This window comes from Cupriavidus phytohabitans, from assembly GCF_000426345.1.
Lineage (GTDB): Bacteria > Pseudomonadota > Gammaproteobacteria > Burkholderiales > Burkholderiaceae > Cupriavidus.
This window is the reverse complement of record NZ_AUFE01000020.1, coordinates 37,804-51,264: the sequence shown is the minus strand read 5'-3', so window position 1 is coordinate 51,264 and position 13,461 is coordinate 37,804. Positions and strand designations below refer to the sequence as shown.

Genomic DNA, 13,461 nt, shown 5'->3' with positions numbered 1-13,461 from the left:
GCCTTCGGGCCGCTTTCTTTCTTCGGGCAGCGACTGGCGCGTCGGTCCTAGCGCTTTGCCGCCAGGTCGCCGTCCAGCACCGTCAGGATGTGATACGCCGCTTCCACCCGCGCCGGCACCGGCATGTTCTTGTTGCCGAGCATCACCAGCCCGATGCGCTTTGCGGGCACGAACACGACGTATGCACCAAACCCGTTGGTCGACCCGGTCTTGTTGACCAGCACATTGGCGCCCGGCGCCTGCGGCGGCTCCAGCCGGTCGACCTTGTTGGCCTCGAACACCATCCGCGGCGAGCTGCCCGCCAGGATGGCGCTGACCGGCGTCGGATAGGCATACATCTCCCATCCCAGCCCCTGCACCATGCCGCCGATCTTGAAGTAGCCGGTACGCGTGGTGGCGATGGCGCGCTGCAGCCTGTCATCGAGCCCGCTCGGCGACATGTTGGCCTCGACGAAGCGGATCATGTCGGCAGACGTCGTCTTCACGCCATAGGCCTCGGAATCCAGCACCCCCGGCGTCACGCGGGTCGGCTTGTCGTCCTTGGTGTAACCCGACGCGTAGTCCACCATCAGCGGCTTCGGCACCCGGATATAAGTGCGCTTCAGGCCAAACGACGGGAAGATGGTCTTCTCCATCAGGTCGTCGAACGGCTCGCCCAGGCTGCGCGCGGCGAGGTAGCCGAACAGGCCGATACTGGGGTTCGAGTAGCGCCGGTGGGTACCGGCCGCGTAGGCGGGTCGCCAGGCCTTGAAGTAGTCGGTCATTGCCTGCGGACTGTTGACCGTCTCGGGAAACTGCAACGGCAGGCCGCCGGCCGCATAGGTGCCAAGGTCCAGGAGGCTGGTCGTGCCCAAGGCGCTGCCGGCAAGCGCCGGCAGGAATTTACCAGCGGGGTCCGACAGCGACATGGCGCCGCGCGCCTGCGCATAGCCCGCCAGCGTCGCGGTGAAGGTCTTGCTGACCGAGCCGATCTCGAACAGCGTGGACTCGGTGACTGGCTTGCCGCCCCGCTTCGCTGTCACGCCATAGTTGAAGAAATACTGCCTGCCGCCGGCCGTCACCGCGATGGCCATGCCCGGCACGTTGTGCGCCTTCATCATCGGCGCGATCGCCTCGTTGACAGCGCGCTCGAGCTGGCGCTGGTCGACCTTGTCGGCGGCGTACGTGGCTGGCGTGCACAGGAGACCGGCGGCGGCAATCGCCGCGAAGTGCGTGGGGGCAAGGATCGTCATGTCAGGCAATGGCAGGAGTGTCGGCAAACCGCGAGGGACTATACGCGTCTGCGCGCGGCTTGCACAATGGCAACTCCCTTCCTGGTGGGCCACCGTGGAAGCCTTCCGCCGCGAGAGACTCGCCGAATGTTTTACCGCCCGTCACGGTTAAGCCCCGGAAAACTGGCCGCCAGCGCTGAAACCCCCGGGCTCAAACCGGCGCGTCCGGGTTGAAGCCAAGCGCGGCGCTGACCACGCGGGCCTCATGCCGCAGCGCGGAGCCGACCGGCCCGTCGATCGACGGATCGAAGCCGCCGGTGGCGCCCAGCGCCGTCAGCACCGCGCACACGCGGCCGGTGTAGTCGCGCACCGGCGCGGCCACGGCGCTGATGCCGGTCAGGTTGGTGTCGCGCACCCAGGCGCAGTCGTCGGCCTGCACGGTGCGGCGCAGTGCGCCGATCGGGTCGTCCTGATCGAGCAAGGCTAGCCGCGCCGGGCCGGCCTCTGCCAGTTCTTCCCTTGCCTGCGCCTGTACACGGGTTTCGTCCAGCAGGCCCAGGAATACGCGGCCGGTGGCCGACCACAGCAGCGGCATCACCGACCCCGCCCGCACATTCACCGTGACCGGCAGGCCCGGTTCTTCAAAACGCATGATGGTCGGGCCCTTGTTGCCCATCACCGCGACAAAGCACGTCACTTCCAGCGTCTCGCGCAGCCGCACCAGAGAGGCTTCGGCGAGCCGGATCGGGTCGGCCTGGCGCATCGCCGCCATGCCGATCTGCAGCGCCTCGTAGCCGAGGTGGTACTGCTGGGTACCGGATTCCTGCGCGACCAGTCCCTCTTCCAGCAGGCTGACCAGGTAGCGGTGCACCTTGGCCGGGCTTTCGTCGATATGCGCGGCCAGTGCGGTAAGGCTGGCGCGCCCGCCCAGCCGGGCCAGTCCTTTGAGCACGGCCATGCCCGTGACAGCGGACTGCACGCGCTGGCGGCGCTCCCGTGTGCGGAGCGAGGCGTCGGCAGGCGTTTCGGAGGCAGCGGGCTTGGAACGGGAGGCAGGCATGGCAGTGGTGTTGATGGTTGGGCAAGAGCAGGCAGATTAGGCCACGCCCGGGCGGGCGGTCGGCTTCAAGGTTAACCCCCAATTCAATCATTACGCAATGCGTATAAGATTTACGCAAAACAGAAATCAACGGAGACAACCATATGCCCCGCCCCCTGTTGCCGCGCCTGGCCATCGGCGCGCTCGTCCTGCCCTTGCTGTCCGCCATGCCGGCGCACGGCGCCGACACCTACCCCGCCAAGCCGATCCGCTGGATCGTGCCGTACGCCGCGGGCGGTGGTTCCGACTTCCTCGCGCGCACCATCGGCCAGGGGCTGTCGGCCAAGGCCGGCCAGCCCGTGCTGGTCGATAACAAGCCCGGCGGCAACACCGCGATCGGCGCGGCCGAGACGGCGCGATCGGCCGCCGACGGCTATACCGTGCTGTCCGCCGACAACGGCACGCTGGTGTTCAACCCCGTCCTGTACAAGACACTTTCCTACAACCCGGGCAAGGACCTGGCTCCGGTCACGCTGCTGGGCCGCTTCCCGATGATCCTGGTGGTCGGCGCGAACAGCCCGGTGAAAAGCGCCAGGGACTTCATCGCGCAGGCGAAGTCCACGCAGGGTGGCGTCAACTATGGCTCCGCCGGCGCGGGCAGCCCGCACCACCTGGCGATGGAGTTGCTGAAGGTAGAAGCCGGCGGCCTGCCGATGACGCACGCGCCATACCGCGGCGCCGCTCCCGCGCTGGCCGACGTCGCCGCCGGCCAGGTGGCCGCAATGATGGTGGACTACGCCGCCGGAGCCGGCTTCATCAAGGGCGGCAAGGTGCGGCCGCTGGCGGTGGCCAATGCCACCCGGCTGCCGCAGCTGCCCGACGTGCCGACCTTCGCCGAACTGGGCTACCCGCGCGTGGAAGCCGCCGCGCTGGTCGGCATGGTGGTGCCGGCCGCCACGCCGCCCGAGGTCATCAACACGCTGAACAAGGATGTGGTCGCGGCGATCCGCGAGCCGGCGGTGAACAAGCGGCTGGTGGATTTCGGCGTGGAGCCGGTGGGCAATACGCCGGCGCAGTTCAGCGAGCTGCTGCGCACCGAGTCGGCACGCTGGACCAGGCTGATCCGCGACCTGAAGATCACGCTGGACAACTGAGGCCGGCAATCGTCTGACAATCGCCTGACCCCAAGCCCGTCCGGCCCGCCCGGACGGCAATGTTCTTGCAGGAGTACGCAGCATGGCCACCCCCTCCCCCGACACCGCGCGCGGCGGCTGTCCCGTCGACCATTCCGCCTTCACCGCCCCCAATGGCTGCCCGGACAGCCACAAGGCGGCCGAGTTCGATCCCTTCGGCGACGGCTACCAGCAGGATCCGCCCGAGTATGTGCGCTGGTCGCGCGAGCAGGAGCCTGTGTTCTACAGCCCGAAGCTTGGCTACTGGGTGGTCACGCGCTACGACGACATCAAGGCGATTTTCCGCGACAACATCACCTTCAGCCCGTCGATCGCGCTGGAGAAGATCACGCCCACCGGCGACGAAGCCAACGCGGTGCTGGCCTCGTACGGGTATGCCATGAACCGCACGCTGGTCAACGAGGACGAACCCGCGCACATGCCACGCCGGCGCGCGCTGATGGATCCGTTCACGCCCGCCGAGCTGGCGCATCACGAGCCGATGGTGCGGCGCCTGGCGCGCGAGTACGTCGACCGCTTTATCGACGACGGCCGCGCCGACCTGGTCGACCAGATGCTGTGGGAAGTGCCGCTGACCGTGGCGCTGCATTTCCTGGGCGTGCCCGAAGAGGACATGGACCTGCTGCGCCAGTACTCCATCGCCCATACGGTCAACACCTGGGGCCGCCCCAGGCCCGAGGAACAGGTCGCGGTGGCGCATGCGGTCGGCAACTTCTGGCAGCTGGCCGGGCGCATCCTGGACAAGATGCGCGAAGACCCGTCAGGCTCGGGATGGATGCAGTACGGCCTGCGCAAGCAGAAGGCACTGCCCGAGGTTGTCACCGACTCTTACCTGCATTCGATGATGATGGCCGGCATCGTCGCCGCGCACGAGACCACGGCCAATGCGTCGGCCAACGCCATCAAGCTGCTGCTGCAGCACCCGGATGCATGGCGCGAGATCTGCGATGATCCCTCGCTGATTCCCAACGCGGTGGAAGAATGCCTGCGCCATAACGGCTCGGTGGCGGCGTGGCGCCGGCTGGTCACGCGCGACACGGAGGTGGCCGGCATCCGGGTGGCCGCCGGCAGCAAGCTGCTGATCGTGACCTCGTCGGCCAACCATGACGAGCGCCACTTCGCTGATGCCGACCTGTTCGACATCCGCCGCGACAACGCCAGCGAGCAGCTGACCTTCGGCTACGGCTCGCACCAGTGCATGGGCAAGAACCTGGCGCGCATGGAAATGCAGATCTTCCTGGAAGAGCTGACGCGCCGGCTGCCGCATATGCGGCTGGCGGAACAGGTCTTCACCTACGTGCCCAACACTTCGTTCCGTGGCCCCGAGCACCTGCTGGTCGAATGGGATCCTGCGCGGAACCCGGAGCGCCGCAACCCTGCACTACTCACGCAACGGCAGCCCGTGCGCATTGGCGAGCCGTCGGCGCACACCAGCGCGCGCACCGTGGTGGTGGAAAGCATCGCCCCTGCCGCCGACGGCGTGCTGCGGCTGCGGCTGGCGGCGCCGGACGGCAAGCCGCTGCCGCGCTGGGCGCCGGGCTCGCATATCGACGTGGAGTGCGGCGATACCGGGTTGTCGCGCCAGTATTCGCTGTGCGGCGATCCCGACGATGCCGCCGTACTGGAAATCGCCGTGCTGCGCGAGCCCGAGAGCCGTGGCGGCTCGGCCTGGGTGCACGACAGCGTCAAGGCGGGCGACCGCTTGCGCATCCGCGGCCCGCGCAACCATTTCCGTTTCGACGAGGGCTGCGGGCGCGCCATCCTGATTGCCGGCGGCATCGGCATCACGCCCGTCAGCGCGATGGCGCGGCGCGCGCGCCAGCTCGGCATCGACTACGAGATCCATTACTGCGGCCGCTCGCGGCGGTCGATGGCGATGCTGGACACGCTACAGGCCCTGCATGGCGAGCGCCTGCATATCTATGCAGGCGACGAAGGCCGCCGCGCCGACTTCGCCGCATTGCTGGCCACGCCGCAGCCGCGCACCCACGTCTACGCCTGCGGTCCGCAACGGCTGCTCGATGCGCTCGCCGGTGCCTGCGCGGCGTGGCCGCAGGACGCGCTGCGGGTCGAGCATTTCGTGTCGCGGCTGGGCACGCTGGACGCGTCGAAGGAGCAACCCTTCACCGTCGAGCTGAAGGATTCCGGACTGGTCATGGAGGTGCCTGCCGGCCAGACCCTGCTCGCGGCGCTGCGCGGCGCCAATATCGATGTGCAGAGCGATTGCGAGGAAGGCCTGTGCGGCTCGTGCGAAGTACGCGTGCTGGCCGGCCAGGTCGATCACCGCGACGTGGTGCTGACCCGCAGCGAGCGTGACGCCAACGACCGGATGATGGCGTGCTGCTCGCGTGCGGCCGGCGGGTGCCGGCTGGTGCTGGAACTGTGACGACAGCCACCGCATTGGCACAAAGTGCCTCGGACAGCCCCTCGCCCTACACACTCCGGCGGCGCGTAGGACAATGCCTGACAACGGCAACAAGGAGCAGGGGCTAAAGTAGCAGCGCTACAGGCTACCCCACCCCGCTCCCTTTATGCGCTTTACGCCAGCCGCCTCGACGGCAAAGCCCCACCGCCTCCTGCCGGCCCTCGTTTCCGTGGCCACCTCGTTGGCCACATCCATCGCAGCCACCGCCGCGCTGGCCGCGCCGCCCGCGCAAAGCCCGCAGCTCTCCGGCCTCGCCACGCTGCTGCTCGGCACCGTGCGCGGCAAGCCGACCGGCATGACCGGCGTCACGCGGCTGACGGCTGGCAATGCCGACCGGGAATTGCGGATGGCCTGCCAGGAGCTGGTGCGCGCCGGCCCGCTGGACCTGGACGACACCACGCGCCTGGACGGCTGCGTGGCCCGGCCCGGCAAGATCGTCTCCAGCTCAAGGTGTCGGGCGTGGATGCCACGCGCGACGGCACGCGCGAGTACATGGCATCGGCCAAGCCGATCCTGGAGCGCGGGATCTGCCGCAATCCGGACGTGCCGGTGCTGGGCAAGCTCGGCGTGACCCTGCTGTACCACTACACCGCGGGGCGGCAGTCGCTGGTGCGGCTGAATATCGCGCCGGACCAGTGCCTGCGCAAGTAGGCGGGCGCTGGCACGCCTAGCGCCTCTCCCCCTCCCCGAGGACCTCGTCACAGACCGCCAGCCACGCGCGCGCCGCGTGCGACAAATAGCGCCCAGGCGACCAGATGTGCGCCATGGCCCAGTCCATCGCGGGTTCGGTCAGGCGCGCCATGGCGAGCGTGTCCTGGCCCTGCAGGCGCTCGGCCAGCGGCTGCGGCAGGAAGGTGGTGCCCAGTCCCGCCGCCGCCATCGAGGCCAGGAAATCCCAGTGGCCGCTACGCGCCACCACGCGCGGCTCGATGCGCGCTTGCAGAAAGGCCTGGCTGAGCTTGCGCGTCAGCGAGAAGTCGTCGGTCAGCATCACCAGCGGCTCGTCGCGCAGCGCACCCAGCGTGACGGTACGCCCGCGCGCCCACTTCGCCTTGCGCGGCCCGACCGCCCAGATCGGGTGCCGGCCGAACTGCCGGGTCTCCAGCGCCAGCCCGCTGTCGCCGGGTAGCACGGTGGCCCCGACTTCCAGTTCGCCGCTGGCAACCAGTTGCTCGACCACCTGCCCGCCGTGCTCGTCCAGCGTCAGCTGCAGGTTGGGATAGCGCTGCCGGAACGCGCTGACTGCCGGCGAAAAAAACAGGTTGACATCGGCGGGATGCCGACGGTCAGCTGCCCGCGGCCCAGCGATGACAGGTCGGCCACCTCCAGCGTCAGCCGGTGGACAACGCCGAGCGCCTCCTGCCCGCGTTCGTACACCACGCGTCCAACGTCGGTCAGGCGCACGCTCTTGCCTTCGCGGATCAGCAGCGGCTGGCCGACCTCGTCCTCGAGCTGCTTCACCATCTTGCTGATGGTCGACTGGGTGACGAACAGTGAGCCGGCCGCCTGCGTGAAGCTGCGCAGGCGGGCGGTCTCGACGAAGTAGCGCAGCGCGCGGATATCGATAGGCATGTGGAACTCAGGCTGGATCGTGGCGGCACGCATCCATGAACAAAGCGAATGGTAAAGCTAATATTAAATCATGAATGGAATGCGAAGGTTTGGCTACACTTCGCTTCCACACATCGCCCCTGCCCGACTGCGCCGCCATGAAGCGTGGAGCGGCAGGCGGCGGTGCGCGCCCCCGAACTCCTTGTGTCTTCAAGACCCCGCTCCATGGCTAGCTGGCCGAATGCACGACAGTGGCTGTTCTCGCTGAAGGCATTTGCCGCCGCGATGCTGGCACTCTATATCGCGCTGGCGCTTGGCCTGCCGCGGCCGTACTGGGCCATGGCCACCGTGTATTTCGTTTCGCATCCGCTGACCGGCGCGACCCGCTCCAAGGCTGCCTATCGCGTCGCCGGCACGGTGCTCGGCGCCACCGCCGCGGTCGCGACCGTGCCACAGCTGGTCAACATGCCGATCGTGCTGATGGGTGCGATCGCACTGTGGATTACCGCGCTGGTGTACCTGTCGCTGCTGCAGCGCTCGCCGCGCAGCTATGTATTCCTGCTGGCGGCGTACACGCTGCCGATCGTGGCGCTGCCGGCGGTCAGCCAGCCGGCCGGGATCTTTGATATCGCCGTGGCGCGCATCGAGGAGATCGTGATCGGCATCGTCTGCGCCGGGCTGGTCGGATCGATCGTGTTCCCGGCCAAGGTGGCGCCCGCGCTGCGCCAGCGTGCCCAGAGCTGGCTTGCCGACGCCAGCGGCTGGGCCGCGGCGATCCTGCGCGGCAGCCCCGGCGCCGACGATGGCCGCCATCGGCTTGCGAGCGACATCCTGGCGCTGGACCAGCTGATCAGCCAGCTCGCCTACGACACCGAATGCAGCCGCACACTGCACCAGGCGCGCGCGCTGCGCCAGCGCATGACCATGCTGATGCCGTTGCTGTCGTCGCTGGAAAGCGTGCTGCAGGCGCTGCGCGGAATGCCCGGCGGCATGCCCGCTCCACTGCGGCGGGCAATGGATTCGACTGCCGCGTGGCTGGATGGCGGTGCCGAGCGGCCAGCTCCGTTATTGCAACGCGACCGGCGCCTGGACGGCGCGGATGGCGACTGGCCGGCGCGGCTCGCCACCACCGCCGCGGGGCAGTTGCAGCGCCTGTGCATGCTCTACGCGGAATGCCTGGCACTGCAACGAGGCATCGGCGAACGCGGCCCCGCAGCGCCGTCCACCTGCAGCCAGCCGGAACCGGATGGCACCGGCCATCACCATGACCACGGCATGCTGCTGTTCGGTGCCGTGTCCAGCGGGCTGGCGGTGTTCTGTGCCGGGTTGCTGTGGATATTTTCGGGCTGGGAAGACGGTGCCGGCGCGGTCGCGGTGGCATCGATCGCCTGTTGCTTCTTTGCCGCCATCGACGAACCGCGCCGCATGGCCGGCTCCTTCCTCCGGTGGAGCCTGGCGTGCCTGCTGGTGGCCTCGGGCTACCTCTTCGTGGTGGTCCCGCACGCGCACACCTTCGAGGCGCTGGCGGCGATGCTGGCGCTGCCCTACCTCGGCATCGGCCTGCTGGTGGCGCGGCCGGGCTTCCAGCTGATCGCGATGCTGCTGTCGGTCAACACCGCCTCGTTCGCCAATGTGCAGGCCGTCTTCGACGCGGATTTCCTTGGCACCTTCAATGCCTGCCTGGCCAGCGCCGCCGCGATGCTGTTCGCGCCGCTGTGGTCGATGGCGGTGCGCCCGTTCGGCGCGCGCGCGGCGGCGCACCGGCTGGTGCGCGCAAGCTGGCGGGACCTGGCGCAGGCGGCCACCCTGCGCGCGTCGGATGGCGACGCGCGGCTGGGTGCGCGCATGCTGGACCGGCTCGGCCAGTTGGTGCCTCGCCTGGGCGCGGCCGGTGACCCGCTCTCGTCAGACGGCTTCCATGCGCTGCAGGTCGGCTATTGCGCGCTGGCGCTACACAAGGCGCTGCCGGACCTGCCGCCGGCGGCACGCAAGCCGGTGCGCCGGGTGCTGGCGGCAGTCGCGCGGCATTACCGGTCGCGGCTGCGCAGCGGCCATGCGGTGGCGGCACCGGTGGCGCCGGCGGCACTGCAGCGCTGGGTCGCCGATGCCATCTCCGCGCTGCCACGCCAGGACAGTGGCGCGCTGCGCGCGCTGGTGGTGCTGCAGGTCACGCTGCAGCCCGGCGCATGCCCGCCGACGCGCGCGGCCTGATCCCGTTCCCCGCCCTCGTTGCATTCCCGATGCTCAGTGAAATCGATCTCTATGGCGTGTTCGTGCCAGGCGTGCTGGTGCTGATGGTGCTGGCCTTCGCCGCCACCACCGCGATCCGCCTGGCGCTGGCGGCGCTGGGCTGCTACCGGCATATCTGGCACCGCTCGCTGTTCAATCTTTCCCTCTATGTGATCGTCCTGGGCACTGTGGCGGCGGTCTTCGCCGCGGTACCGGAACTGCTGTCATGACACTCCGACTCCGCCCCCTGCTTCCCTTGCTGCCTACGTTGCTGGCCGTGCTCGCCGCCGTGCTGGTGCTGCGCCACCTGTGGGACTACTACACCGCCGCGCCATGGACGCGCGACGGCCATGTGCGCGCCGACATCGTCCAGGTCGCGCCCGACGTCGCAGGCCTGGTCACGCGCGTGCCGGTGCGCGACAACCAGTACGTGCAGCGCGGCGAGCTGCTGTTCGAGATCGACCGCGACCGCTACGCGCTGGCACTGCAGCAGGCGTTGGCCACCGCCGCCACGCTGCGCGCGACGCTGGCCCAGGCGCGGCGCGAAGCCGCGCGCAACCGGGCGCTCGACGGGCTCGTGGCCGGCGAAGTCGCCGAGCAGGGCCGCGCCCGCGTGGAGCAAGGCGAAGCCGCGCTGGCGCAGGCCGAGGCGACGGTGCGGCTGGCGCGGCTGAACCTGGAGCGCACCAGCGTGCGCAGCCCGGTGGCCGGCTACCTCAACGACCGCCTGCCGCGCCTGGGCGACTACGTGTCCACCGGCCGCCCGGTGCTGTCGATGGTCGACGCGGCGTCATTCCATGTGGAAGGGTATTTCGAGGAAACCAAGCTGCACCGCATCCACATCGGCAGCCCGGTGGACGTCCATATCATGGGCGAGCCCCGGCACCTGCGCGGGCATGTGCAGAGCATCGCCGCCGGCATCGAGGACCGTGACCGCAGTGCCGGCTCCAACCTGCTGCCCAACGTCAACCCGACCTTCAACTGGGTCCGGCTGGCGCAGCGCGTGCCGGTGCGGATCGTGCTGGAAGACGTGCCCGCCGACGTCAGGCTGGTCTCGGGCCGCACCGCGACGGTGTCGGTGCGCGAACCGCGGCGCCCTGCCGCGGCGCGATCATGAGCGGGCGCCTTTGCTGGCTGGCGTGCGCGGCCGCGTGCCTGTGCGCCTGTGCCACGGTCGGCCCGGACTACCGAGTGCCCGAACGCGCCGCGTTCAAGGCTGCGCGGGCCAACGGCGCGCTGCAGGGCGGCACCGCGCATGGTGTCGACATCGGCCCGGTCCCTGACGACTGGTGGCGTCTCTATGACGACGCGCGGCTCGACCGGCTGGTGCAACAGGCGCTGGCCGCCAACACCGACATCCGCGCCGCCTCGGCCAACCTGCGGCGCGCGGTGGCGCTGCTGCACGAAGTCGAGTCCGAGAACCTGCCGCAGGGCGGGGCCGACGCCAGCGTGTCGCGCGCGCAGCTGTCGGCCCAGAGCTTCCTGCAGACTGTCAAGCCGCCGGTGTTCAACCTGGGCGATTTCGGCTTCGGCGTGTCCTACCTGGTCGATTTCTTCGGCAAGCTGGCGCGTGCCGACGAGGCCGCGCTCGCCAGCGCCGAAGCCAGCGAAGCCACCCTCGACATGGTGCGCGTCAGCGTGGCCGCGCAGACCGTGCGCGCCTACGTGCAGGGATGCGCCGCCACCCATGAACTGGCAGTGGCCACGCAGCAGCTTGCCGTGCGCGAGCGAACGCTGGACGCAACCCGCCGGCTGGTCGCCGCCGGCCGCGCGCAGCCGCCGGACGTGGCCCGCGAACGCGCCCGCACTGAAGCACTGCGCGCCGCCTTGCCGGCCTTCGCGGCGGAGCGCGCCGCGGCGCACCACCGCCTGGCGCTGCTGCTGGGCAAACCACCGTCGGAACTGGCGCCGGACGACGTCGATTGCCACACCGAGCCGGAATTGCACGCGCCGTTGCCGGTCGGCGACGGTGCCGCGCTGTTGCGGCGCCGTCCCGATATCCGCCAGGCCGAGCGGGAGCTGGCCGCGGCGACCGCGCGCATCGGCGTTGCCACCGCCGACCTGTACCCCTCGATCCGCATCGGCGCCAGCGCAGGCCTGACCGGCGTGCTCAGCGACTTGGGCAGCGGCCCGACGGCGCGCTGGAGCCTGGGCCCCATGCTGAGCTGGTCGCTGCCGACCAACGGCGTGCGTCACCGCATCCACGGCCATGAGGCGGCCGCCGACGCCGCGCTGGCTCGCTTCGACGGCGCCGTGCTGCGTGCGCTGCAGGAAACGGAAACGGCGCTGTCCGCCTATACCCGCGCACTGGAGCGGCAAGAGTCGCTGCATGCGGCGCGCGAGCAGGCCGGCGAAGCCGCGCGCCAGCAGGTGCGGCTGCAACAGGCCGGGCGCATCCCTTACCTCGACCGTCTCGACGCCGAGCAGGCGCTGGCCGATGCCGAGGCCGCCCTGGCGGTGGCCGAAGCACAGGTGTCATACCGCCAGGTGGACCTGTTCCTCGCCTTGGGCGGCGGTTGGCAAGCCGCACCCAAGGCCCCGGCAGAGCCCTTGGAAAGGCCTGCGCATAACGATGAAAAAAGCGACTGATTTTTGTCATTTTTAATCGTCACAGGAATGGATCAGCGTGACTACACTTCGTCCGTGATCGAGCGCGCCCGCGCCGAAGCTCGCGCCCGCCATGCGGTTCCCTGTGCACAAAGTGCCCCCGCGGCGCCCGCTTCGGCGATCCAGGCTACGCCGGCTGCGGCACGCTGAACCCTACTGAGGCGCGCGCTCCGGTGCTAGATTGGAAAGGCCTGCTGGCGGCAAATGCCAGCTGCGCCTGACAACGCACACATCACACGACCCACTACAGCGAGGAGCCGCGCATGTCCCTCCCCCACCTAGCTTCCGGACAGATCGCCAGCGTGCTGCCCCTGGGCACGCGCCTCGACCAGACTGTCACCCAAGCCCTGTTCAAGGAAGGCCCGCTGGAAGTGATGCGGCTGGTGCTGAAGGCGGGCAAGCATGTGCCGCCCCATGCAGTCGACGGTCCCATGACGGTGCAGTGCCTGGAAGGCGAAGTCCGGCTACGCGTGGACGGCGCCGAACGCGGATTGCGCCAGGGCGACCTGCTCTACGTCGGCCCGGGCGTGCGCTATGACCTGACCGCCGACACCGATGCGTCGGTGCTGGTGACGATGGTGCTGCCGGCCGGCCGCTGACGGTCTCGTGCCAGGTATCAGCCCTGGCCGGAGGCCGTGACAGGCGGCGCGTCGTCAAGGCTTCTGCACAAACGGCAGAAGGAGCTCCGGGTGTTCCCTCCCAAAGCAGGGTTGAGCGCCCCTGGCGTGGCCGAAAATTGCCGAAGTTCCGTCTTAAGCGCCCACAGCGGTCAACTGATGCGCCGCATGGCTTCCCGGATCGGATCCGCCTCGGTCGGCCTTATCAGTCTGGCGACTTCCTGCCCGTCGCGCAGGAATACCAGCGTCGGCCACAGCTTGATGCGGAAGGAGCGGCCGAGCGGGCGCCCGCTGCCGTCCTCGACCTTGATATGGCGCAGCCCCGGATGCACGGCGAACGCTTCGGCAAGCGCGGGCTGCGCACGCTGGCAGAAGCCGCACCACGGGGCGCCGAACTCCAGCACGGTGCCGCCGTTCAGCGCATCCACTTCGGTACGGGGCGGCTCGGTGGCCGCGTAATGCTGGGTCATGGGCATGGTCGGGTCCTTGGTTCGATGACGACGGGATGCGGTCGGCACGCATGGTCGCATTGCTGCCGGATTCGTGCCAGATTCGTTCTGGCCCGGCGGGGCCGCCAGCGGCCTGGCCA

Annotated in this window: 11 protein-coding genes and 1 pseudogene; 8 read left to right on the top strand and 4 right to left on the bottom strand. The window is 69.4% G+C overall.

Features of this window, described 5'->3' with window-relative positions:
- Positions 1–47: 47 nt before the first annotated feature.
- Positions 48–1,232 carry a class C beta-lactamase gene (gene ampC, locus K309_RS0116365; RefSeq protein WP_029047442.1) on the bottom strand — a complete coding sequence of 395 codons (1,185 nt, stop codon included), beginning with the start codon at positions 1,230–1,232 and terminating at the stop codon, positions 48–50.
- Between the two features lie 190 nt (positions 1,233–1,422).
- On the bottom strand, positions 1,423–2,271 hold the full coding sequence (locus K309_RS0116360; RefSeq protein WP_029047441.1) for an IclR family transcriptional regulator: 849 nt from the start codon (positions 2,269–2,271) through the stop codon (positions 1,423–1,425).
- Positions 2,272–2,414: 143 nt separating this feature from the next.
- Between K309_RS0116360 and K309_RS0116355 the strand changes: the two genes are divergently transcribed.
- The 3 genes from K309_RS0116355 (at position 2,415) to K309_RS43970 (ending at position 6,519) form a co-directional block, all read left to right on the top strand.
- The gene (locus K309_RS0116355) at positions 2,415–3,404 is read left to right on the top strand and encodes a Bug family tripartite tricarboxylate transporter substrate binding protein (protein ID WP_029047440.1); all 990 of its coding nucleotides are present in this window, start codon (positions 2,415–2,417) and stop codon (positions 3,402–3,404) included.
- An 82-nt stretch (positions 3,405–3,486) separates the two neighbouring features.
- On the top strand, positions 3,487–5,829 hold the full coding sequence (locus tag K309_RS0116350; RefSeq protein WP_029047439.1) for a cytochrome P450/oxidoreductase: 2,343 nt from the start codon (positions 3,487–3,489) through the stop codon (positions 5,827–5,829).
- A gap of 498 nt (positions 5,830–6,327) precedes the next feature.
- Positions 6,328–6,519 (top strand): hypothetical protein, encoded by a 192-nt coding sequence (locus K309_RS43970; RefSeq protein WP_369796436.1) that lies wholly within the window; start codon positions 6,328–6,330, stop codon positions 6,517–6,519.
- Positions 6,520–6,535: 16 nt separating this feature from the next.
- Here the strand turns inward: K309_RS43970 and K309_RS36680 are convergent.
- Positions 6,536–7,440 (bottom strand): annotated as a pseudogene (locus K309_RS36680) (LysR family transcriptional regulator).
- Positions 7,441–7,644: 204 nt separating this feature from the next.
- Here K309_RS36680 and K309_RS0116335 point away from each other — a divergent pair.
- The 5 genes from K309_RS0116335 to K309_RS0116315 all read left to right on the top strand — a co-directional run bounded on the left by K309_RS0116335 (position 7,645) and on the right by K309_RS0116315 (position 12,854).
- Positions 7,645–9,630 (top strand): FUSC family protein, encoded by a 1,986-nt coding sequence (locus K309_RS0116335; RefSeq protein WP_029047438.1) that lies wholly within the window; start codon positions 7,645–7,647, stop codon positions 9,628–9,630.
- Positions 9,631–9,659: 29 nt separating this feature from the next.
- Positions 9,660–9,878, top strand: a complete 219-nt coding sequence (locus K309_RS0116330; protein ID WP_029047437.1) for a DUF1656 domain-containing protein — start codon at positions 9,660–9,662, stop codon at positions 9,876–9,878.
- Positions 9,875–10,765: an efflux RND transporter periplasmic adaptor subunit gene (locus K309_RS0116325; RefSeq protein ID WP_029047436.1), complete on the top strand. Its 891-nt coding sequence runs from the start codon at positions 9,875–9,877 to the stop codon at positions 10,763–10,765. The genes K309_RS0116330 and K309_RS0116325 overlap by 4 nt, the downstream gene beginning before the upstream one ends.
- Positions 10,762–12,237, top strand: coding sequence for an efflux transporter outer membrane subunit (locus K309_RS0116320; protein ID WP_029047435.1), 1,476 nt, complete (start codon positions 10,762–10,764; stop codon positions 12,235–12,237). The genes K309_RS0116325 and K309_RS0116320 overlap by 4 nt, the downstream gene beginning before the upstream one ends.
- 281 nt (positions 12,238–12,518) lie before the next feature.
- Positions 12,519–12,854, top strand: coding sequence for a cupin domain-containing protein (locus K309_RS0116315; protein WP_029047434.1), 336 nt, complete (start codon positions 12,519–12,521; stop codon positions 12,852–12,854).
- Between the two features lie 170 nt (positions 12,855–13,024).
- Here K309_RS0116315 and K309_RS0116310 read toward each other — a convergent pair whose 3' ends face one another.
- Positions 13,025–13,348: a thioredoxin family protein gene (locus K309_RS0116310; RefSeq protein WP_029047433.1), complete on the bottom strand. Its 324-nt coding sequence runs from the start codon at positions 13,346–13,348 to the stop codon at positions 13,025–13,027.
- Positions 13,349–13,461 lie beyond the last annotated feature (113 nt).

What these genes read in the sequence shown, in the direction of transcription:
- K309_RS0116325 (WP_029047436.1), top strand. Translation starts at nt 9,875, where the DNA reads ATGACACTCCGACTCCGCCCCCTGCTTCCCTTGCTGCCTACGTTGCTG.
- K309_RS0116320 (WP_029047435.1), top strand. Translation starts at nt 10,762, where the DNA reads ATGAGCGGGCGCCTTTGCTGGCTGGCGTGCGCGGCCGCGTGCCTGTGC.
- K309_RS0116315 (WP_029047434.1), top strand. Translation starts at nt 12,519, where the DNA reads ATGTCCCTCCCCCACCTAGCTTCCGGACAGATCGCCAGCGTGCTGCCC.
- K309_RS0116330 (WP_029047437.1), top strand. Translation starts at nt 9,660, where the DNA reads ATGCTCAGTGAAATCGATCTCTATGGCGTGTTCGTGCCAGGCGTGCTG.
- K309_RS0116350 (WP_029047439.1), top strand. Translation starts at nt 3,487, where the DNA reads ATGGCCACCCCCTCCCCCGACACCGCGCGCGGCGGCTGTCCCGTCGAC.
- K309_RS0116355 (WP_029047440.1), top strand. Translation starts at nt 2,415, where the DNA reads ATGCCCCGCCCCCTGTTGCCGCGCCTGGCCATCGGCGCGCTCGTCCTG.
- ampC (WP_029047442.1), bottom strand. Translation starts at nt 1,232, where the DNA reads ATGACGATCCTTGCCCCCACGCACTTCGCGGCGATTGCCGCCGCCGGT.
- K309_RS0116335 (WP_029047438.1), top strand. Translation starts at nt 7,645, where the DNA reads ATGGCTAGCTGGCCGAATGCACGACAGTGGCTGTTCTCGCTGAAGGCA.
- K309_RS0116360 (WP_029047441.1), bottom strand. Translation starts at nt 2,271, where the DNA reads ATGCCTGCCTCCCGTTCCAAGCCCGCTGCCTCCGAAACGCCTGCCGAC.
- K309_RS0116310 (WP_029047433.1), bottom strand. Translation starts at nt 13,348, where the DNA reads ATGCCCATGACCCAGCATTACGCGGCCACCGAGCCGCCCCGTACCGAA.